The sequence below is a fragment of the Spiroplasma floricola 23-6 genome (genome assembly GCF_002813555.1).
Lineage (GTDB): Bacteria > Bacillota_I > Bacilli_A > Mycoplasmatales > Mycoplasmataceae > Spiroplasma_A > Spiroplasma_A floricola.
This window is the reverse complement of the sequence record NZ_CP025057.1, coordinates 168,011-189,752: the sequence shown is the minus strand read 5'-3', so window position 1 is coordinate 189,752 and position 21,742 is coordinate 168,011. Positions and strand designations below refer to the sequence as shown.

The following is a 21,742-nucleotide window of genomic DNA, read 5'->3' as shown; positions in this document are numbered from 1 at the left end:
TTTTTTCTCCTAACTAAATAATGGTGTTGATCCTAGTACTTTAACTAAGACAATTCAAAATGGCATCATAACTATTGACATAAGAGTTGATAAGACAGCTAGATTACTTGCCAATACTTTTTCTTTATCAAAAGAAATAGCATAAGAAACTACAACTGAAGCTGGTGGAGCTGCTGTCATAACAACTAATGCTCCTAAGTTAGCTTCTGTAAGAATACCATTTCCTGTAATTGCTTTTCCAATTGATGAATATGCAATTGCCATTAACAATATAATTGTTGGAGCAACTAAAACTTTTATAAAAGTTGAATATCAAACTAGTTTTGATTTTGCAGCTGCTTTAATATCGCTTGAAGCTAAACTCATTCCCACAGCAAGATATGCTAAAGGAGTGCAAATTCCTGAAATAATTTTTAATGTTTTATTTATTGGAGGGAATAATATATCAATTCTTAAAACTGAATATGTTTTTCCTTCATGTTTTAAAACATCAATACCAGGAATTAACTGAGTAATTCAGATAAATAATCCAATAAATGTAGCAATTAAAATTGGATTCACAAAAATAGTTTTTAAACTATTTTTAATTTTAGTATTTTTCTCATTTCTAATTGTTTGTTTTTCTTCTACACTTAATTGTTTAAATTTTAATTTGTATTCTAATTTTTGTTCTTTTGTTAAAGTAGCTGTAAGATTTTTTTTACTCATAATCATTAAAGCTAAACTATATAAAAAGATTCTATAAGGAACATTGAATATGTTCCCTGATACAGTTCCTTCTAAACCAAAAATTACACCAACTATTGGTAGACCAAAAAATGTTGTGGAAGCTAAAGCTACACACATTGCTAATGTATCTTGGATATCCTTATTAGTTTTTAAAAAGAAATATCTTGAAGTAAACATCATAATTGAATAAAATAAAAAACCTATTGCTAAAACTCCCATTTGATTTATTAAATCTTTAACTGTAATATCTGTTAAAAAACCTTCTAATGCTAATGCTGGCAATCCTATTACCATAACAACTTTAACAAAAACCTTATCTCATTCTTTTTTTAAAATATTTTTTTTGGTTAATAAAAAACCCAATGTTATTACTACTAGAGTAGATATTATGGCTCCTCAAAAACCTCAATCTGACAAAACTTTTACAATTGTTTGTCCAACATTTGTCGATAAAATCATTTAATGTAAAAATCCTTTCTAAATTTATATGCTGTAAATTTAGAACTATTTCTTCCCTACGAATTAATAATAATATAGTATTCATTAAAAAATAAGAAAAGTTTTATATAAAAAAACATACTCTACATTTAAAAAACTAGAGTATGTTTATTTGTATTAGAAAAACCTTTTAATTTTTTTCAATTAATGAAGGTTGAGTCATTTCTTCTGGTATTTCTACTCCCAATATTTCACAAATTGTTGGTGAAACATCAGCAATAGCTGCATCTTTTGATCTCAGTTTTATTGATTTATCAGTTATTATAATTGGCACTGGTTGACTTGTATGTTTTTTATTTGGCCCACCTTCTCCATCAATCATAATTTCTGCATTTCCATGATCTGCTGTAATAACCATTACTGCTCCATGTTCTTCACATGCTTGATAAACTCTTTTTAATTGTTCATCTAAAGTTTTTACACCTTTAATTGCAGCATCCAACACACCTGTATGACCAACCATATCACAGTTTGCATAGTTTAAAACAATTAAATCAAATTCTTCTGATGCAATTCTTTCAACTAATTTATCTGTAATTTCAACAGCTGACATTTCTGGTTTTAAATCATAAGTTGCTACTTTTGGAGATGCAATTAAGTCAATTGAAGCTCCATCAAGTTTAATTTCTTCTTGAGTTGCAAGACCATTTTTAAAATAATCTTTTCCCCCATCAAAAAAGAAAGTAACATGTGCTATTTTTTCAGTTTCAGCAATTCTTAACTGTTTATATCCTTTTTTACTTAATCATTCTCCTAAACCATTTACAACTTCAATTGATTTAAATGCAATATGATTTGTTTTAACTGAATCTGAATATTCCATCATACATAGGAAATAAATTTTATCTCCTAAGAAAGTTAAATCTTTAAATGAAGCATCACTTCATGCAGCATAATCATGATTTGTAAATGTACTTGCCATTTGAATAGCTCTATCTGGTCTAAAGTTTATAAAAACAACAGTATCATTTTCTTTAACATAACCATTATTACAATTTGAATTATATGCAGGAATAATTCCTTCATCATCTTTTCCTAAATCATATTGTGATTGAATATATGATGCTGGATCTGTAAATGAGTTTTCACAATTTCTATTGACCATTGATTTGTAACCTTCAGCAACTCTTTCCATTCTTTTATCTCTATCCATTGAATAAAATCTTCCTGAAATTGATGCTACTTGACCAACTTTATATTTTTCAATTAATGTGTTTAATTCTTTTAAATAATTTAATGCCACAGTTGGTTTTGTATCTCTTCCATCTGTAAATAAATGTAAATAGATTTCTTTAACTCCAGCTTTAGCTGCTGATTCATATGTTGCAAACATATGTTTCATATGTGAATGAACTCCACCATCTGAAAATAATCCCATAATATGAAATGCACTATTTTTATCTAAAGAGTTTTTAATTGCTTTTTGAATTTCTTCATTTGAATCAAATTTATTTTCAGAAATTGCTTTATTAATTAATGATAAAGATTCATATTTAATTCTTCCTGCTCCTAAATGAATGTGACCAACTTCTGAATTACCCATTTGTCCTTCTGGTAATCCTACTCATTCACCACTTGCATGTGATGAAACTCATGGGTATTCTTTTTTTAAACTTTCTACAAATTCCATATTTGCTTGAAGAACAGCATTTCCTTTACCTGGTTCTGCAAGTCCTCATCCATCTAATATAGCCAATACTACTGGTTTTTTTGCTTTCATGTTTATTCTCCTAATATATATTTATTAATTGCTTTTGCCACTGCACCTTCTAAATTAGTATATTCAGAAACTACTGTTGCTTTATCTTTTATTTCTTGATGAGCATTTGCTGGTGCTATTGATAAACCTGCATATTCAAACATAGGTAAATCATTTGCTCCATCACCCATTGCTAAAATTTCTGATTTATTTATTGAGAATTTTTTTGATAAAAATTCTAAAGCATATTTTTTATTTATACCTTTTTTAGTTACTTCTCCTGCCAATGAACCCTCAGTTCAAGAAACTTCTAAACCTAAATTTCTTAATTCCTTGACAAACTTAATATTTGTATTCATTACAAGAATTTTATGACAATCTAACATTTCCATATCAGATGTAAAAACTACTGGTTCATAATCAAAAAAATGTGTTTCGTGTTCTAAAACTTTTGATCCTTTTATAGGTCTATTTATGTAACTTAATGTGTCATCAACTGTGTAAGCTCAAAGTTCGATTTCTTTAAATTCCTCTGATGTTTTTAAAAGTTCAAAAGCTTTTAAAACAGTTTGCTTATCTATAGGATTTGCATCAACTACTTGTTTATTTTTTAAATCATAAATAAGAGCTCCATTAAATGCAACAAAAATTGCTCCATCATTTGAAAAATCAAAAAGCTCAAGTCTATTTATTTTTGTATGAATTGGTCTTCCAGTAACAAAAACCACTTTTATTCCTTTTTTAATAGCTTGATTAATAGGTTCAACATTTTCCATAACAATGTCATCTAATGCTTTAAAAGTAGTCCCATCCATATCTAGTGCTAAAATTTTGTAATTCATATTAAATTATCCTTTATAGTTTACTAATCCTAAATATGAATCTTCAATTAAAGAAGCTCCACCAACTAGTGCCCCATCTATATCAGCCTGATCTAAAATATCTTTAATATTTTCTGGTTTCACACTTCCACCATATTGAATTAAAATTTCGTTTGCTACTTGTTCATTATAAATATCTTTAATAATATTTCTAATTTCTTTACATACATTTTGTGCAATTTCTGGAGTTGCTACTTTTCCTGTTCCAATTGCTCAAATTGGTTCATATGCAATAACTACTTTTTTTGCATCTTCTGGTGAAACACCTGCAAAATCTTTAGTAATTTGTGATTTAACTCACTCTATTGTTTTTCCACTTTCATAAGTTTCTAAACTTTCTCCACAACATAAAATTGGTGTAATATTTGATAATAGTAAAGCTTTTACTTTATTATTTATCATTTCATCAGTTTCTCCAAAAATGTCTCTTCTTTCTGAGTGACCAATAACAACGTATTTAACATTTAAGTCTTGTAACATTGGAATTGATATTTCTCCAGTAAAAGCTCCTTCTTTTTCAAAATAGCAATTTTGTGCTGAAATAACTATATTTTTTGCAACTTTTTGCACATCGCTTAACATAATTGAAGGTACAGCAATACCTGCAATTATATTTGAATCTTTATTAACTTTTGAATCTACTGATTTAATAAATTCAACAGCTTGTGAATTAGTTTTGAACATTTTTCAGTTCCCTACAATAATTTGTTTTCTCATTATTTTATATACTCCTTTAGTAACTACTTAATAATTTTACACCATATTCAATATTGATATTTTCCAAAATAAAAAATCCCCTTTTAAGGGATTTCTTTTTTTTTAACAGTTTGAACTTTTTCCTCTCTTATTACAATTAAAATAATTTCTTGCTTTTTTTATTCATCTTTATCATTATTTGATTTTACAATTTGTGGACTAAACAAAATTAAATCTTTCAACATTTTATCTAATTCCTCTTTTGTTTCTAAAAACATAATCTTAGAATATATAGAATTTGTATCTTGAGTTAGTTCTCTCTTTATAAAAGAACATACATATATAGAATTATTCAACAATTCTATAAACCTTTCTTTAGAAATATTATTAGTTATTTTACCTTTTTGAAGTAATGTATTGTAATATTCATTTTTAAATTCTTGATTAGAAGAATTCATCAAAAGAGCTGATGCTTTAATTTGAGAAAATAAATCTCTAGATCCTTTCCCGGATGGTTCACTTTTATTACATATAAGATACATTTGATTACTTTCAGAAATAAATATTAAGTCACAGATTTCTACTTTGTTAATAGTAACTTGATCACTGTGTATTATACCTTTTAATTCATTTGCTTTAATTGAATTAAATTGGTTATTATATTCTGATTCGTTATTAATATTTTCTAAATTCATTAGTTGACTGTTTTGTTTTAAGATGTCTATTTTTTTTTGATTATCTTCAAAATATTTTTTTATATTTTGATTAATTAAATTTATATAATTATTAGCTAATGAATATCATTTTCCATTTTCCAAATAAAAAGTCTTTTGATGTTCTTCAAAATAGTATTCAACCTCTATAGTATCTTTAATTTTCGCATTTAGCACTTCATTTCCATTATCTTCATAAATTTTTAATTTTCATTTATTAAAAAAAGTTTCTATTGAAGTACGAGAAATTTTATCAGGATCTTTTTTAAAATTTTTAATAAACTCTTCAAAAATATCATTAAATTCAATAGCATTTCTACTAGATAGAATTTCTCTTCCTTTATCATCTAAAAGTTGATAATTAGAAAATTTAGTAAAATTTTCATATAAATAGAAATTAATATAAATTTTTGAATAAATTATATCTCTTTTATTTAAATCACTTAGTTTATTGCTCATTTCATCATGCATTTTTGTGAATAAATCAGAGTTCTTTATTCCCTCTTCATTTACATCAATGAAATTTGATAAAAGAATTTTTAAAGGTAATTTATCTATTTCATCTATTTTTGACATTATTGAAAAATACTTTTCTATGGACATAGTTTCTTTAATTTCTAATGAATCGCCTGCTTCTATTCTTGTTTTAATATATTCACTATCATTTTTTTGATCCATTTCTTCTAAATCTTCCTGTGAAATAAGTCCTAAATCACATGCAATTTGATTTTTAATTCTAACTCTTGCACCTCCAAATTTATCCCAAAATGTTCTCTCACTTCTATAATTAGAGGGTCTTCTATTATAAAAAGCATTATACTGTCTTTTACCTTTATTGTAAGTTTGTTTTATTCCTTCGAAAACATTATCGTCTTCATCATAAATTTTGCATATTATTTCAGTACCAAAATTTCTTACAATAAATTGACTTATATAACTACTTGCATTCCCTCCTGTTGAAGCATATATGTCATCATTAACTGGCTTAAGTAATAAAAAGGAAAGCTTATTATTTTTCAAATCCATAATCTCTTTTTTATTTTTTTGATTTTTTTCATTATATTCTTCTATTTCTTTTCCAATAAAGCCTTGTATTCAATTAGGATCACTTTGTTTTTTATAAACTAATAAATAAAAATTCCCTTCTTCATTTTTTCTCTGATTATCTAATTTATTTATTTTTACAAAGTTACTGTCTTTTTTATCAAGATTGTTATTTTTTATTACTTCATCGATTATTAAACTGCAAATTTTTTCTTTATATTTTTCATCTTCTTCATTTTCTATAATTGAGTTAAATTTTTCTTTATCAATCTTATAAATTCTAAATTTCTTTTTAATTTCCATAACTTTACCCTTCTTTATAAATTATTTAATTTTAAAATCTAATTTAAAAAACTCTTAACTTATATAGATATAATTGATATATAAATTTAGCTTATCACTAAAAATAGTTACAATAATATTTTTATAATTTTTAAAATAATTGTAGTGATGAGTTCTTAAAATAAAATTCTATAAAATAGTAAATAATTTTTTTTATTAGTTATACTCTTTAATTTTAAATTCCATAATAAAATATTTATTAGTTATATATTTCTTAAGTTTCTTTTAATTATATTTTTAAACTTAAATAAATAAGATTTTATTTAATTTATTATCGGAATAGTTTAATTATAACTCCACTATTTTAATATTTATATATTTAATATCTACTTTATTATTAATAAACTCTTAGAACAGTAATTTTAGTTTGAATAGCAGTTTTAATATACTTTTTCAAAAATTTTTTGAAATATTTTTTAATTCTAAGGAGACTCTATATTATATTTAAAAAAGAAAGCATAACTTTCTTTTTTAAATATTTCTCTTTATTAATTTCTTAGCATTCTAATTAAAGGGATTTTTTATTTTAATAGTTTACTTGCTTCATTATCAATAACAACAGTTATATCAGAATGATTTAAAAGAACTGAGCAAGGTCAATCCTTTGAAATTGGTCCTTCTATTAAATTTTTTACAGCTAGTGCTTTTGCCTCTCCTGTTGCAATTAAAATAATTTTTTTTGCATTCATAATTGATTTTAATCCCATTGAGATTGCTTTTGTTGGAACATCTTTTTCATTATCAAAGAATCTTGAATTTGCCTCAATTGTTGATTTTGTTAAATCTACAATTGAAGTTAAACCTTCAAAATCACTTCCAGGTTCATTAAAACCAACATGTCCATTAATTCCCAAACCAAGTAATTGCAGATCTATTCCTCCATGTTTTAAAATTAATTCATCATATTTTTGTGCTTCTTCATTTGAATTAATCATTCCACTTGGAACAAAAGTATTTTCCATTTTAATATTTATATGATTGAACAACTTATCATTCATAAAATATCTATATGACTGATTATGAGTTGATTCTAAACCTTTATATTCATCTAAATTAAAAGTTGTAACATTACTTCAATCAATGTTTTCTTCTTTTGATTTTGAAATAATATTTTCATATGTAGTGATTGGTGAACTTCCAGTTGCCAATCCTAAAACTATATTTGATTTTGATTTAACTTCCTTAAGAATTAAATCACTTACTACTTTTCCTGCTTCTTTGTTATCTGTAACTTTAATAATTTTCATATCTTATTTCTCCTATAAATATATATTAACTAAATTTTAGAACTAGTTTATTTCAAAAGTCAAAATAATTATATAAGTCTTCTGTAGATTCTAATTTTAAGTTTAATCTTGGTATCATTCTTTGTAATAATACACATGTTAATAATCTATTTTTACCCCTAAATAGAAATTTTGCTTCATCTGTAATAATAACAACACCAAAAGTTTCAATATAAGCTTCACTTATAGAGTTATTTTTAATTATTTTAATAACTTTTTGATTATTATCAGTCAAATAAATATTAAAATTAGAGAAATAGCAATCAAATTTACCAAGCAATTTAAGCTTTTTTTCTTTCTTTTCTGGACTATAGTTATGAATATTAACATTTGTTTGAATTAGATTTATTTTTTCTTTTCTCTCTAAATCAAATTTTACAGGTAGTTGTTTTAAAGGTCTTCAAGAATTAAAAATTAATTCTTCTAAATCTCGTATAAATTTTTCTTCTCTTGAAGTTAATGTTAAACTTAATTTTTTAATATTTCTATTTAATTTTGTAACAAAATTTTCAGATAGTTTAAAGTGCAAATTAATTCATCTTCAAAGAATTCAATATTTAAAGTATGTAAATGTATTTTTATCATTTACCTTTTTTTCCACTCTTTTAATATATCATTTTGATTTTCTAGATAAATTATGCTCATCAAAATATTTGATAAAACTTGATCTTCTTAAATAATAGTTAATATCTCCATTAATTCTTAAAAACACTTATATACCACCTCAATAATTTTTTTTAATTTTTCCTATTTTTTTAAAAATTTTTTCATTAATTTTAATTAAGCCCCTAGATTTCATATATTATTATAATATAAAAAGATAAAGGAGCAAAGTAAATGAAAACTATAGTTATAGGGACAAATCATGCTGGTACAACAGCTGTTAGAACTCTAAGAAGATTAGACTCTAAAATGGATATCACAACATATGATCAAAATGATAATATATCATTTTTAGGTTGTGGAATAGCATTATGAGTTGGAGGAGAAGTTAAAGATCCAAATGGATTATTCTATGCATCTCCAGAAATTCTTGCAGGAGAAAATATTAACGTAAAAATGGAACATAAATGAGTGGGAATAGATGCAAAGAAAAAAACTGTAAGAGTTAAAAATATGAAAACAGGAGAAGAATTTGATGATAACTACGATAAATTAGTTATTGCATCAGGTACTTGACCAATTTTTCCTCCAATTGAAGGAATTGACTTAGAAGGTATACAAATTTGTAAAAATTATCACCATGCTAAAGTAATTAAAGCAGCAAATGAAAATAAAGCTATTAAAAAAGTAGCAGTAGTTGGGGCAGGATATATTGGAGTTGAATTGGTAGATGCATTTGTTAAAAGTGGAAAAGAAGTTTCACTTATTGATATTGCTGACAGAATTATGCCAGTGTATTATGATAGTGAATTTACACAATTGGTTGAAACAACTATCAAAGAAAAAGGAGTTAATTTAGCACTAGGACAGAAAGTTGTTAAATTTGAAGGAAAAGATGGAAAAGTAACAAAAGTAGTTACTGATAAAGGAACAATTGAAGTTGATTATGTTGTGTTTTCAGTTGGAGTTGTCCCTCAAACAAAATTACTTGAAGGAGTAATTGATCTTGATGAAAGAGGAGCAATTAAAACAAATGAATTTATGCAAACTTCAAACAAAGATATTTATGCAGTTGGAGATTGTGCACAAGTTTATAATTGTTCATTGAAAAAAGACACACAAATTGCTTTGGCAACAACAGCTGTAAGAACAGGAATTTTAGCAGCAGCTAACATAGTTAAAGGCAATGCTTTAGAAAGTCCTGGATTTACTGGAGCAAATGGTATTGAAGTATTTGGTTGAAAAATGGCTTCAGTTGGTATATCAATGGAAGCATGTAAACGTTTTGGAATTGATGCTGAAGAAATTATGTTTAAAGATTCAGATAGACCAGAGTTTATGTCAACTTACAAAGATGTATACATAAAAATTATTTGAGAAAAAAAATCAAGAAAAATTATTGGAGCACAAGTTGCTAGTGTAAATAATCATACTGAAATAATGTATATGTTTGCATTAGGTATTCAAAAAGGATTAACAATTGATGAATTACCATTAGTAGATATTTTCTTCTTACCACACTTTAACAAACCATATAATTTTATTACATTAGCTGGTTTAGAAGTATTAGGATTAAACTACTTTAAAAAATAATTAGTAAATTAGAAAAACTTGATAGAAGAAAATACTTTTGTTAAGTCTAAAAGAAAAAATCACCTTTATTGGTGATTTTTTATTAATTATTTTAAAATAAATAAATTCATTTTAAAGAGAATATAAAAAGAAAAGTTTTTATTATAACTTTCCTTTTTATATTTTCTTTTATTTTTTTATTTAGTGATCTTCATATCCTTAATATCAGAAACTTGAACTTTAATTTCTTTATTAAACTTAATCTGATTTGCATCTTTTACAAAATATCTTGAAGTAAAAGTAGTTTCATAATTATTGCAAAATATCTCAATTGAAGATGCATCAATGTATATTTCTACTTTTTGTGAATCACAAAGTCTTTTTTCTTGTCTTGAACTTTCAAAGTCTCATTTTGGAGCAGCTGTTTGTTTTGTTCTATCAATAATTATTTCATCTTTGTTAAATAAAACTTCTACTTTTTGTCCTTGATCATTTACAATCTCTAAACTTAATTGCCCTATTAAATCAAATTCTAAATGAAGAGATTTATTTAATTTTAATTTATCTACACTAACTTCTTTTGAATTTTTTAAAACATTACTTTTAAAATCACTGTATGGTTTTTGAATTAATTTACCTTTTTCAATATTTATTTCTCTTGGAATTGAAAGCATTGAGTGTCATGAATATTCATCTGTTGGATATTGTACATCAACTGCTCCCATTCAAGCAATGGACAACAACTTATTGTTAGCCCAATAGGTTTGAGGAGCATAGTAATCGTGACCATAGTCTAACATTTTTAAAGGCTCTTTTTCATTTAATTTATTATTTGCAAAATCTAAATCGTCAATTAATGTATAAACCACATTTCTTGAACCATTTAATTCATATCTATCAGATTCATTAAATCAACCTTCTGAGGATATAAAGAATAAGTATTTGCCATCAATATAATCTAGATTTGGACATTCTCACATATAACCATAATCATCTTTTAGACTTGGCTTTAGAATTCTGTCAAACTCAAATTTGTCTTTTTCAGTTTGCTTATAAAAAGCAAGTCCACCTTTCATATCTGATTTACACTGAACTCCAAATATCAGATAACTTTTACCATTATATTTAAATATTTTTGGATCTCTTGCATGTGCTGTGAATAATTTTTCATCATGTTCTACTACAGTTTTTTTATTTACAACCTTTTCATCTTTAAAATCTGCTGCAATTTGAACTTCTCTTAGCATAGTTCCTTTTCCATCTTCAATATTTCCAGTATAGTAAATTGTTACATCTCCATTTTCATCTTCATATGCTGATCCAGAAAAAGCTCCGTGAATTTCATCTTCAATTTCTGGAACAATAGAAACTCCTAAGTCATGATAATTAACAAAGTCTTTTGTTTTTAAAAGCATTCAATGTTTATAACCATGATAAGGTTGAATAGGACTTCATTGATAATGAATATAATGATAACCATCTTTATATAGTAACCCATTTGGATCATTTAATAATCCATTTGGTGGAGCAATGTGATAACTTGGTCTGTAGTATTTATCTTCTTTAACAAGTTTATTTGCTCTATTAATATCTTCTGATTTATGTTCATTATATTTATTTCATAATATATTTTTATTTAATTTCATTTAGTTTTCCTCCAAAGTCTCTTTCTAAAACATTATCGTTTATATTTTTAAAGTATTTAATTCTTGAGAATATGAAAGTCATTGCAAAAGTAACAATAAATGTGGCTATAATTGCAATTGCCATTCACAAGTATGGTCCTCCTGCAATTGTTTTAATATTCAAGTTTTCTAAAACTGATGAGTTTTGAGTTATTGATAAGAATATTAATAGAGATGCATTTCCCAATGTACACCCTATTCCTGCAAAAGTTGTAATAATAATTCCAGTAGCAGCTCCAATACTTGCTGCAAGTACTGGATATAGGAATCTTAAGCCTATTCCAAATAAGGCAGGTTCAGTAGATCCACTTATGAAAGCTAAAGAGTAAGCAGGTATTGAAACTGATTGAACATCTTTATTTTTTCTATTAATAATTGATACAGCCAATACACTTGCTGCAACAGCAATGTTTAATTGTGTAAACATTGGCATAATAGTTGTACCTTTGTACATTGTGAATTGTTGCATATTTACAACAACAAATATTTGAATAAATCCTGTAACAACCATTCAAGGTAGGGTTAAACCAAATAATGGGTTAAATATATATTTGGCAATTGAATTTGTTGTTGCTCAAAGAACTCCATAATTAATTCCAAATGTAATCATTACACCAATTGGTGCAATAACAAGTATTGATAAAAAGAATGTTACTATTGTAATCCCAGGAATGGCAACCATTTCTTTAAAGACTGGAATACTTTTTTTAGTAAATAATCTTTCTAAATAAACTGCAATAAAACTTATTCCTACTAATGGTAAAATTTGAGCTTCTAGAGAGATTCTTCAAGGATAACCTTGTTCTTGTGCCCACCCTTCTCCATTTTTAATAAAAGCTAATGGTCAATGAAATGTAGTACTATTTGTGTCAATAATTTGAGTTATTCCTGCTAATTGGAAAAAACATAAAACAACTCCCAATGAAATACCAATTGCTTCACTACCCTTCATTAATCTAAAAATAGATCATGGTATTAATACAGAAAATGCTAAATTTAAAGCATCTTGTAGCATTAGAAATATATTTCCTATAACTTCAAGTGGCTTATTTAATTCAGCTAAAGTCTGTGCTCCAAACTTTATACCTGTAAAAATATTTGCCAAAGTAGAAACTATTGCCAACGTTATTAAAAGAGGAATTATAGGTTTCATAATTATTGAAATTCCATCAGTTAATCTTTTAAAAATTTTATCTTTTCTTGTGATACTAATGTCAAAGTCGTTTGGTACTGAATCATAAGATATTTTTAAAACTTTTAAAAACTCTATTGTTATCTTTTCTATATCTTTGCTAATTAACAATTGTAAAGTATTTTCTTTTATTACATACTTTTTAAATAATACAGTATTATCTAAAGCCTCTACATTTAATTTTGAAATATCTAATAAAACTATTCTAATTCTTGTAGAACATCTATTAATAGAATCAATATTTTTTGAGCCTCCAACAGAGTCTCTTAAAATTTTGTAATCTTGATAATTTTCAGACTCTGCTTTTACTTTTAATACTCCCATTTTTATATCCTTTCTTATAGAATTATTTCTAAATTAATTTATTTTTATAGAAATAATTTTACAAATTCATTTTATTCTTTCTAAAATATTTTTTTTGGAGAAAATCAAATAACCTATAATCATAGGCAGAAAAATATATATTTTTTAACAGATATTAAAAAAATGATATATTTAATTTATTAAAGTAAGGAGTAATAATAATGAAACCAAATAAATTAAAACCAGGAGATAAAATTGCAATAGTTAGTCTTTCTTCTGGTATATTAGGAGAAGATTTTTATAGTCATCAACTTGAAATTGGTACAAAGAGATTAAAACAATTTGGACTTGAACCCGTATTTATGAACTCGACATTAAAAGGTTCTAAATATATAAAGGAACACCCTGAGCAAAGAGCAAAAGATTTAAAAGATGCTTTTAAGAACTCTGAAATCAAAGCTATATTATGTGCAATTGGTGGTGAAGATACTTATAAGACCATACTTTTTTTACTTGATGATAAGGATTTTATAGAATCAGTTAAGAAAAATCCAAAAATTTTTATAGGTTTTTCTGATTCTACAAATAACCATTTAATGTTTAATAAACTAGGGCTTAATACTTTTTATGGACATAGTTTTCTAAGTGATTTTGCAGAACTTGATCAAGAAATGTTAATTTATTCTAAAAAAGCTTTTGAAGTTCTTTTTAGTTCAGAAAATAATATAGACATTAAATCTAGTGCTGAGTGATTTGAAGAGAGAAAGGATTTCTCAATTAAATCACTTAATACATCTAGATTAAAACATATTGAAGAAAATGGATATGACTTTTTAAATGATAAGAATACAATAGTTGGTAAGCTTTTTGGAGGTTGTTTAGAAAGTTTATATGATGGATTGACAGGAAAAAGATATGCTGACCAAAAAGATATTTGAAAAAAATATAATATATTTCCAAAAACAGAGAGCTTAAAAGAGACAATATTTTTTATAGAAACTAGTGAAGAATCTGCATCACCAAAAGATTTTGAGCGTATGATTATGTGCTTAGAAAAGGAGAAGATTTTTAAATATATAAAAGCTCTTATTGTAGGTAAACCTCAAGATAATAACTTTTATTTTGAATATAAAAATATACTAAATAAAATTTCTGAAAAGTATAATTTACCTATTGTTTTAAATATGAATTTTGGTCATAGTTATCCAAGAACTATAATTCCTTATAATTGTCTTATGAAAATAGATTTTGAAAAAGACAATATTTCTATAATAGAAAATATAGTTAACTAGCAAATTAATTTTAGATTATATCCAAAGATATGGTAATTGAAAATTAAAAAAAAGAAAACTCTTATGTTTTCTTTTTTTTATATTCCTTTTAATAAAAATATTATATTTCAAATTTCTATTTAAGTCCAACAATTATTCCGTTCTCTAAATCTATATCTTTTGAATTAGGATTTTTGTTCAAACCAGGCATGCTCATTACATTATTAGTATAAACAAGAATAAATTTAGCTCCTGTATTTACATTAACATCTTTTATTATCATTTCATAATTTGGCTCTTTTAAATCATTTCCATCAATTGAATTTGAAGATTTAACCATGCAGATTGGCAGCTGTGAATATTTAGTTTTTTTAATGGCATTTATTTTTTCTTGTGCATTTTTAGTGATTTTAAAGGTTTTTAAATAATAGAAATTTTTAACTACTTTTTCAATTTTTTCTTCTATTGTTTCATTTGAATTTATCAGCTTTTTAAAATTTTGCTTTATTTCACAAAGTTCAACAACTTTTTGTGCTAAATTTTCTGCACCTTTAGCTCCATCAGTATAAGCTTTATTCATTTCTCAGTTATATTTATTTTCATCTAATCATCTTTTTAAAATTCCTAATTGCTCTTCACTATCTCCTTGAATAAAGTTAATTGCCACTATCAAATTTAAATTGTATTGAGTTATATGTTTTAAATGTTTCTCTAAATGATCAAAGTTATTTTCAAAATCATTGTGTAAATTTAACGCTCTTAAAGTAACTACCATTACAGTACAATCAGGAATTAAGTCATTATCATTATTTATAACATTCATGTATTTTTCAAATCCTAAATCACTTCCAAAACCAGACTCTACTATACAATAATTGGCTAAACTTAACCCTAGTTTTGTTGAAATTATTGAATTTGTTCCTGTTGCTATATTTGCAAAAGGACCACAGTGCACTAAAGTTGGTGTATCATATTTTGTTAAAACAAGATTTGGCTGAATAGCTTTCTTCAGAATAGCCATCAATGACCCTGTGATATTTAGTTCTCTTAAATAAACTTCTTTTCCATTCAAATTATAAGCTATTAGTGAATTATCTAATCTTTCTCTTAAATCCTTAATATTTTTTGACAGACTCAAGATAGTCATCATATTGCTTGCAGCTGTTATTGTAAATTCTTCAGTTCTTGATATTTTACTTCCTATTTTTAATTCTATTCTTCTTAATGCTCTGTCATTTACATCCATACATCTTTTTCAAACTACCTTATTTGAATCAATTTTTAAATCTGTATTTCAATAAACTTCTGAATCAATTTGAGCTGAAATTAAATTATTTGCTGTTGTAATAGCGTGAAAGTCTCCAGTGAAATGTAAATTTATTTCATCCATTGGTATAACTTCACTTTCTCCTCCTCCAGTTGCTGTTCCTTTTCTTCCAAAAACAGGACCTAAACTTGGTTCTCTAAGTGCTAAAATTACATTTTTCCCTATATATTGCAAACCATCAGCTAATCCAATTGCTGTTGTTGTTTTTCCTTCTCCTGCTGGAGTTGGATTTATTGAAGTCATCAATATTAATTTTCCTTTATTATCTTTCATATACTTTTCATAATCAATTTTTACTATTTTTTTGCCATAAAATTCATAATCATTTTGATTAATTTTGAACTTACTTAATGCTTTTAATATTTTTTCCATTATAATCACCTTTAGAATATCTTTTTTAGAAAGGATTTAAATCATGAGCAAAATTATTGATGGCAAAGAATACGCTCAAATTCTAAATACTAACCTCAAAAATAGTATAGAGCAATTAAAAGCAAAAAGAAAACCAAAACTTATTATTATTCAAATTGGAAATAATTTAGCAAGTAATAAATATATAAAAAACAAATTAAAAGCTTGTCAAAAAGTTGGTATAATTGGGGAACTTAAAAAATTTGATGAAAATATAAGTGAAAAGAATTTAAAAAAAGAAATTGAAAAAATTAATAAAGATTTATTAGTAGATGGATTAATTGTACAATTACCTTTACCTTCGCATATTGATGAAAAAGAAATTACAAATTTCATATCTCCTTTAAAAGATGTTGATGGTTTTAATGCTTTAACTTTAGGAAATATTATGTTAAATAATTCAAAAATATATCCTGCAACTCCTTTAGGAATTTTAAAACTTTTAGAGTGAAAAAATATTGATCTGAGTGGAAAAAATGTTGTTATTATTGGAAGAAGCAATATTGTTGGAAAACCATTAACTAATATGCTAATAAATAAATCAGCAACAGTTACTACTTGTAATACAAAAACAAAAAAAATAGAAGAAGTTTGTAAAAAAGCAGATATTTTAATAAGTGCAGCTGGTGCAGCAAATTTAGTAACAAAAAAATTTGTTAATAAAAACATGATAGTTATCGACGTTGGAGCAAATTTTCTGAACGGCAAATATTCTGGAGATGTTAAATTTGATGAGGTTTCAAAAATTGTAAAATATATTACACCAGTACCAGGTGGAGTTGGTCCAATGACAATTGCTTGTTTGTTACAAAATACTTTTATTTTGTATAAAGAAAAGGAAAATATCTCATAAATTAAATATAATTTAAACATTAAAAATTTAAAAAATAAAAAGCTTATTAGTTATTAATAAGCTTTTTATTTTTTTCCAAAAATCCATTATACATCCAACTTTTACTCAAATTCATATTTATAGACATTTTATGCACTATTCCCATTTTAATAAATTCTATAAAGAGTTAGTATTCAGTATAACTCTAGATTTAATCAAATTAAGATACATTTTTTTCGGTTTTTGATTAAACATATAAGAACAACTCTGATGTTTTAAATAATAAGACCTATTTTCAGTATACTTAAAAAAGAGATAAATAAATTATTTAAATATATTATAGAGAAATAGTTTTATTTTTTTGTCTTTTATTTAGAGTTATTTTTATAGACATCATAATTAAAGCAATTATCATAAATAATGTAAGTAAAATTATTAAACCTATCAATGAATTTTTTATTAATAACATAGTTGTAAAAAATATTGCAGTAATAATTAAAGAAAAAAAGGCATTTCCTGCTACATGATCTATTATCATAGCTAAAGAAAATTCATTTTCAGAAACAATAGATCTGAATGTCTTAGCTTTTGTTTTCTCAATAATAGAATAACTAGCTCCAAAAATAAACATTAGTATTGTTAATAAAGAATAGTAATAGTAATTTACATTTTTAGTAACAAGAAAATAATTTAATACCAAAAATCCAATAAAAGTTAAAACAGAAACTATAGTTACTAACATTGCTATTTTATTAATATTTTTATTATTGTATTTTATATTTGCAAATATTGCTTGAGCTATATATTTGCTCAAAAAGCCTAAAACCAAAAATATAAGAACAATACCATTTTTATTATTTCATTCGATAAAAATTTTATTATTGTCAAATATTATAAAATAGAATAAAACTAATGATAAATCTAAAAATTTAAAAAATCCTATAAAGTAGTTCTGAACCAATACTTCTAAAAAAAATACTTTCTTTTTCTTAAGGGTAGAAAATGAATTTCTATCAATATTTAAAACATTACCATCCAACATAATATTTTTATTAAGCATTAGTAGAAATAAAATTAAAATTGAAATCAGCATAAAAAATATTAAAACATAAATACTTCCAAGATAATAATTAATTAGAAATGGTAATGGCAATAGTAAAAAACCAAAAATAGAGTTATATTTTGAAGTTTTATTTTTTAACTTATTTCTATATTCATAGCTCTTGATAGTTTCAATATTTATAGGTAAAAAACCTGCAATGAATACACCAAAAAGAACTAAACCAGTTATTGAAAAAGCTAATGTAATGTTATACTTTTGTGATGTAAAAGAACTAAATGTAAAAATAATTGCTAATAGTAAACCCACAGAGTTAATTTTGAGCATATTTAAATTACCTATTTTTTTCGCACTTTTCATTCAAAGTGGAGTTACAAATAACATTAATAGAGGAACTATAATAATAGTTGCCAAATAATTTATGTTATTTAGTACAGTTACCATTTTATAAGGTACAAAACTAAAATAGCAAATTAATAGCATCATTGAGAAAATCATTGATACTAACTGAACATTATAATTAATTTTTTTGTCACTTACTTTATAAGTACTATCTTCTATTGTTTCTATATATTTTTTAAAACTTTTATTAAAAATAGTTGAATATTTATAATTCAAATGAGTCATAACTTGAAATATTTTTTTAAAAATAGTTGGAGTTAAAATACAATACATAAAAAATATTATATAAGCTTCATGTAAATGAACCAAATACATTGAGTAACCATTTATTTTTCCATAAACTAATATTGAAATTATTAAATAAAATGTTGTTATCATTAAACCAAAAATAGGTAAAATAATGTAAGCAATAGCATTATTTTTTAAAATTATTTTTCTCATAATAATAAGAAAAATATTTAATAATAAATATACAGTGATTGTTGATGCTCAAAGAATAATATCTTTTGATATTAAAAAACTTAAAGCAGATATTCCAGCAGTTGAAATTATAGATATATTTGACTTAAAAAATAGTCCTGTAATAAGAATTATAATTAAAGTCAAATCAAATCCTGGCAAAGCTAAAAAAGTTAATTTTAAACAGATACCAACTGATAATAGCATTGCGCTTATTGTCATATCAAAAATTATATTTTTTTTATTTTCCATTTATGTTTTCCTTCCTTTTTATAAATAAAAAAGGATTAGGAATAAAAATCATTCATACTTCTAACTAAAAATCTCACTTTTTTTCCCTACTTTATATTGAAATTAAATTCTCCATCTTCATTATCGAAAACAACACCATCACCATTCATTGAAATTCTATTGTTATAAATTTGAATTTCTACTTCTGAATGAGGTTTATCAAAATAATCACAATCTTTATACACACTTGTTATTTTTATAACTCTTTGGTTTTTACTTCCAATTAATCTTCTATTTTTATCTAACAGTTTCATAATAAAAGGTCCATCAATTAATATATCAATGCACTCTAGTATTTCTTTATGTTCTTCTAGTAAATTTTCATATATATATCCCGTAAAACAAATTACTGTTAAATTATTTTTTTGACTCCACTGAACAAGTTCTTTTAAACCATCAGGCTGTAAAAAGGGTTCTCCCCCTATTAAAGTTATACCCTCAATATTAAATTTTTTCTTTGCTTCTAATATTTTCTCATAAATAAATTCATTTGGCATAAACATTTTTTTTTCTAGTGCAAGTAGTTCTTGATTTGAACATCCTCTACACCCAATATTGCATCCTTGAAATCATATTACAAATCTTGTTCCAGGACCTTCAATTTCACTATTCATTAAAAATTTTCCAATATTTAAATTAGCCATTTATTATAAAATTAATTTTTCCCTCTTTATGAGAAGTTAAAATTTTAGTTCCTTGTCTAATATTTTGTAAATTATGAAAAATAAATTCTGAGAGAGGATCAACTAAATTTGTTTCTAATGAGTTTAACACATCACGTCCTCCACGTCTCTCATCTGCATTTCTTAAAATAATTGCAATTAAATTTTGATCATTTAAATCAATATGTAATTCTGCTTTATATTTTTCATAGATTGCAATTTGTATTGGTTTTACTTTTTGGCGAATAATTTTAGATTTTAAACTTAAATCACTTATGAAATTAAATGGAACAATATTGTTTCCAAATCTTCCTAAAAGTTCTGGTCTATTTAACTCATTTGTAAAATGATCTTGAACTCTTTTAATAAATTCATTATAAACATTCTCTTTGTTTTGATTTGGATTTACATCAGCTGCTCCTATATTTGAAGTAAAGATAATAAAAGTTTCACTAAAACTAACTGTTTGTCCTGTATTATCTGTTAATCTACCATCCTCTAATATTTGTAAAAACTTATCAAATATTTTTGGGTTTGCCTTTTCAATTTCATCAAATAGAATTACTGAAAATGGTCTTGCTTTTACAGAGTTTGTAAGTTGTCCTCCACCTTCAAAACCAACATAACCGGGAGGTGCTCCTATTAATTTCTGATCTGAGTTTTCTTGTCCATATTCTGACATGTCAAATCTAATTAGATTTGCTTCATCGTTAAAAAGAAAAGTTGTAATAGCTTTTGCCAATTCTGTTTTACCAGTTCCTGTTGGGCCAACAAAGAATAAAGTTCCTTTTGGTTTACTTCTTTTTGAAGAATAAGTTATACCAGTTAAACCAGTATATGCCTTATAAATAACTTTCGCTACTTTTTCTATTGCTTCATCTTGTCCAATAACTTTTGATGAAAGTTGTTCTTTAATCTTCAACATTTTTTCATAACTTAATTCTTCTCATGGAGAAACTTTTTCTCCATAATTATAAATATTGAACATTTTATTAAACTTTAAGGGGCTTTCAAAATTGCAACTAAATTTTGCAAAATGTGAGATTTCTTTCAAAGTTCAACCTTCTGTTGCATCAACAATATTGTTAAATTCACTTGCTATATCTATCACTTGAACTCTTGGTTTAATTGTTGCTAAAAATTCTTTTCTTTCATCTCTACTTGGTTTTGGTAAAGTTAATATTATTATTTCTGGATTATCTAAATATAAACTTGGTGGTAACTGATTGATTTTTTTAGTTAAAAAAATTATACAGTTAGTTAATTCATCAATTTTGGAAATTAAAAAATTAGATTCTTTTAATGTTTTTGAAAATTCTGTAAGAACACTTCTATCATCAACATCCAATCCCTGATCACTAAAAACATAATTTGTATAATCTGCTATAAAACCAACTTTTTTTTCATCTTCTCTATTAATATTCTTATTTAAAATCTTAAAAAAATCAATCGGTTTTTTTAGCACTAAAGAATCAGAACTTTCAGACTCATTGTCATTAGAAAATAACTCTTCAAAATCATTTGAAATAGAGTCACCTTGATTTTCAGAAACTGAGTGTAAAATTAAATTAGATATCTTTTTTCCTTTTAAGCCTGAATTTTGATCAAAAACAAATTTATCCAAATAATTCTTTTGATCAAAAATATTCATTATAATTTCATGAATATTAATGTAATTACCCTCGAACTCATAAATATCATCTATATTTCCTTCAATAATAATGGCTTTTTTAATACCTATTAAATTTTTTAACTGATTTAATTCTCTTTTTACACTCATTTTC

General features: G+C 24.8%; 16 protein-coding genes. 3 read left to right on the top strand and 13 right to left on the bottom strand.

Annotated elements, in window-relative coordinates:
* Positions 1–9 precede the first annotated feature (9 nt).
* From SFLOR_RS00860 to SFLOR_RS00830, 7 genes are all read right to left on the bottom strand, one after another.
* Positions 10–1,188, bottom strand: a complete 1,179-nt coding sequence (locus SFLOR_RS00860) for an AEC family transporter (protein ID WP_100916208.1) — start codon at positions 1,186–1,188, stop codon at positions 10–12.
* A gap of 169 nt (positions 1,189–1,357) precedes the next feature.
* Positions 1,358–2,947, bottom strand: a complete 1,590-nt coding sequence (gpmI, locus tag SFLOR_RS00855; protein ID WP_100916207.1) for a 2,3-bisphosphoglycerate-independent phosphoglycerate mutase — start codon at positions 2,945–2,947, stop codon at positions 1,358–1,360.
* A 2-nt stretch (positions 2,948–2,949) separates the two neighbouring features.
* Positions 2,950–3,768 (bottom strand): Cof-type HAD-IIB family hydrolase, encoded by an 819-nt coding sequence (locus SFLOR_RS00850; RefSeq protein ID WP_100916206.1) that lies wholly within the window; start codon positions 3,766–3,768, stop codon positions 2,950–2,952.
* Positions 3,769–3,774: 6 nt separating this feature from the next.
* Entirely contained in the window at positions 3,775–4,524 is a 750-nt protein-coding gene (gene tpiA, locus SFLOR_RS00845) for a triose-phosphate isomerase (RefSeq protein WP_100916205.1), read from the bottom strand.
* A 158-nt stretch (positions 4,525–4,682) separates the two neighbouring features.
* Positions 4,683–6,563 carry a DUF6119 family protein gene (locus tag SFLOR_RS00840; RefSeq protein ID WP_100916204.1) on the bottom strand — a complete coding sequence of 627 codons (1,881 nt, stop codon included), beginning with the start codon at positions 6,561–6,563 and terminating at the stop codon, positions 4,683–4,685.
* 560 nt (positions 6,564–7,123) lie between these two features.
* Entirely contained in the window at positions 7,124–7,849 is a 726-nt protein-coding gene (gene nagB, locus SFLOR_RS00835) for a glucosamine-6-phosphate deaminase (protein WP_100916203.1), read from the bottom strand.
* A gap of 25 nt (positions 7,850–7,874) precedes the next feature.
* On the bottom strand, positions 7,875–8,600 hold the full coding sequence (locus SFLOR_RS00830; protein ID WP_100916202.1) for a hypothetical protein: 726 nt from the start codon (positions 8,598–8,600) through the stop codon (positions 7,875–7,877).
* A 125-nt stretch (positions 8,601–8,725) separates the two neighbouring features.
* Between SFLOR_RS00830 and SFLOR_RS00825 the strand changes: the two genes are divergently transcribed.
* Positions 8,726–10,084 carry an FAD-dependent oxidoreductase gene (locus SFLOR_RS00825; protein WP_100916201.1) on the top strand — a complete coding sequence of 453 codons (1,359 nt, stop codon included), beginning with the start codon at positions 8,726–8,728 and terminating at the stop codon, positions 10,082–10,084.
* A gap of 176 nt (positions 10,085–10,260) precedes the next feature.
* Here SFLOR_RS00825 and SFLOR_RS00820 read toward each other — a convergent pair whose 3' ends face one another.
* Together SFLOR_RS00820 and SFLOR_RS00815 are read right to left on the bottom strand one after the other, a co-directional pair.
* Positions 10,261–11,709 carry a glycoside hydrolase family 32 protein gene (locus tag SFLOR_RS00820; protein ID WP_100916200.1) on the bottom strand — a complete coding sequence of 483 codons (1,449 nt, stop codon included), beginning with the start codon at positions 11,707–11,709 and terminating at the stop codon, positions 10,261–10,263.
* Positions 11,696–13,264, bottom strand: a complete 1,569-nt coding sequence (locus SFLOR_RS00815) for a PTS transporter subunit EIIB (protein ID WP_100916199.1) — start codon at positions 13,262–13,264, stop codon at positions 11,696–11,698. Before SFLOR_RS00815 ends, SFLOR_RS00820 begins: the two co-directional genes overlap by 14 nt.
* A gap of 200 nt (positions 13,265–13,464) precedes the next feature.
* Between SFLOR_RS00815 and SFLOR_RS00810 the strand changes: the two genes are divergently transcribed.
* Complete coding sequence (locus SFLOR_RS00810) at positions 13,465–14,535, top strand: S66 family peptidase (protein WP_100916198.1); 1,071 nt, start codon at positions 13,465–13,467, stop codon at positions 14,533–14,535.
* A 115-nt stretch (positions 14,536–14,650) separates the two neighbouring features.
* Here SFLOR_RS00810 and SFLOR_RS00805 read toward each other — a convergent pair whose 3' ends face one another.
* On the bottom strand, positions 14,651–16,222 hold the full coding sequence (locus tag SFLOR_RS00805) for a formate--tetrahydrofolate ligase (protein WP_342748152.1): 1,572 nt from the start codon (positions 16,220–16,222) through the stop codon (positions 14,651–14,653).
* A gap of 34 nt (positions 16,223–16,256) precedes the next feature.
* On the opposite strand from SFLOR_RS00805, the gene SFLOR_RS00800 reads away from it, so the two are divergent.
* A complete protein-coding gene (locus SFLOR_RS00800; RefSeq protein ID WP_100916196.1) occupies positions 16,257–17,105 on the top strand; it encodes a bifunctional 5,10-methylenetetrahydrofolate dehydrogenase/5,10-methenyltetrahydrofolate cyclohydrolase in 849 nt (282 codons plus the stop codon).
* Between the two features lie 316 nt (positions 17,106–17,421).
* On the opposite strand, the gene SFLOR_RS00795 is transcribed toward SFLOR_RS00800, so the two are convergent.
* The 3 genes from SFLOR_RS00795 to SFLOR_RS00785 all read right to left on the bottom strand — a co-directional run bounded on the left by SFLOR_RS00795 (position 17,422) and on the right by SFLOR_RS00785 (position 21,738).
* Positions 17,422–19,257: a hypothetical protein gene (locus tag SFLOR_RS00795; RefSeq protein WP_100916195.1), complete on the bottom strand. Its 1,836-nt coding sequence runs from the start codon at positions 19,255–19,257 to the stop codon at positions 17,422–17,424.
* Between the two features lie 86 nt (positions 19,258–19,343).
* A complete protein-coding gene (locus SFLOR_RS00790; protein WP_245858724.1) occupies positions 19,344–19,910 on the bottom strand; it encodes a 4Fe-4S single cluster domain-containing protein in 567 nt (188 codons plus the stop codon).
* A 22-nt stretch (positions 19,911–19,932) separates the two neighbouring features.
* Positions 19,933–21,738 (bottom strand): AAA family ATPase, encoded by a 1,806-nt coding sequence (locus tag SFLOR_RS00785; protein WP_100916193.1) that lies wholly within the window; start codon positions 21,736–21,738, stop codon positions 19,933–19,935.
* Positions 21,739–21,742 lie beyond the last annotated feature (4 nt).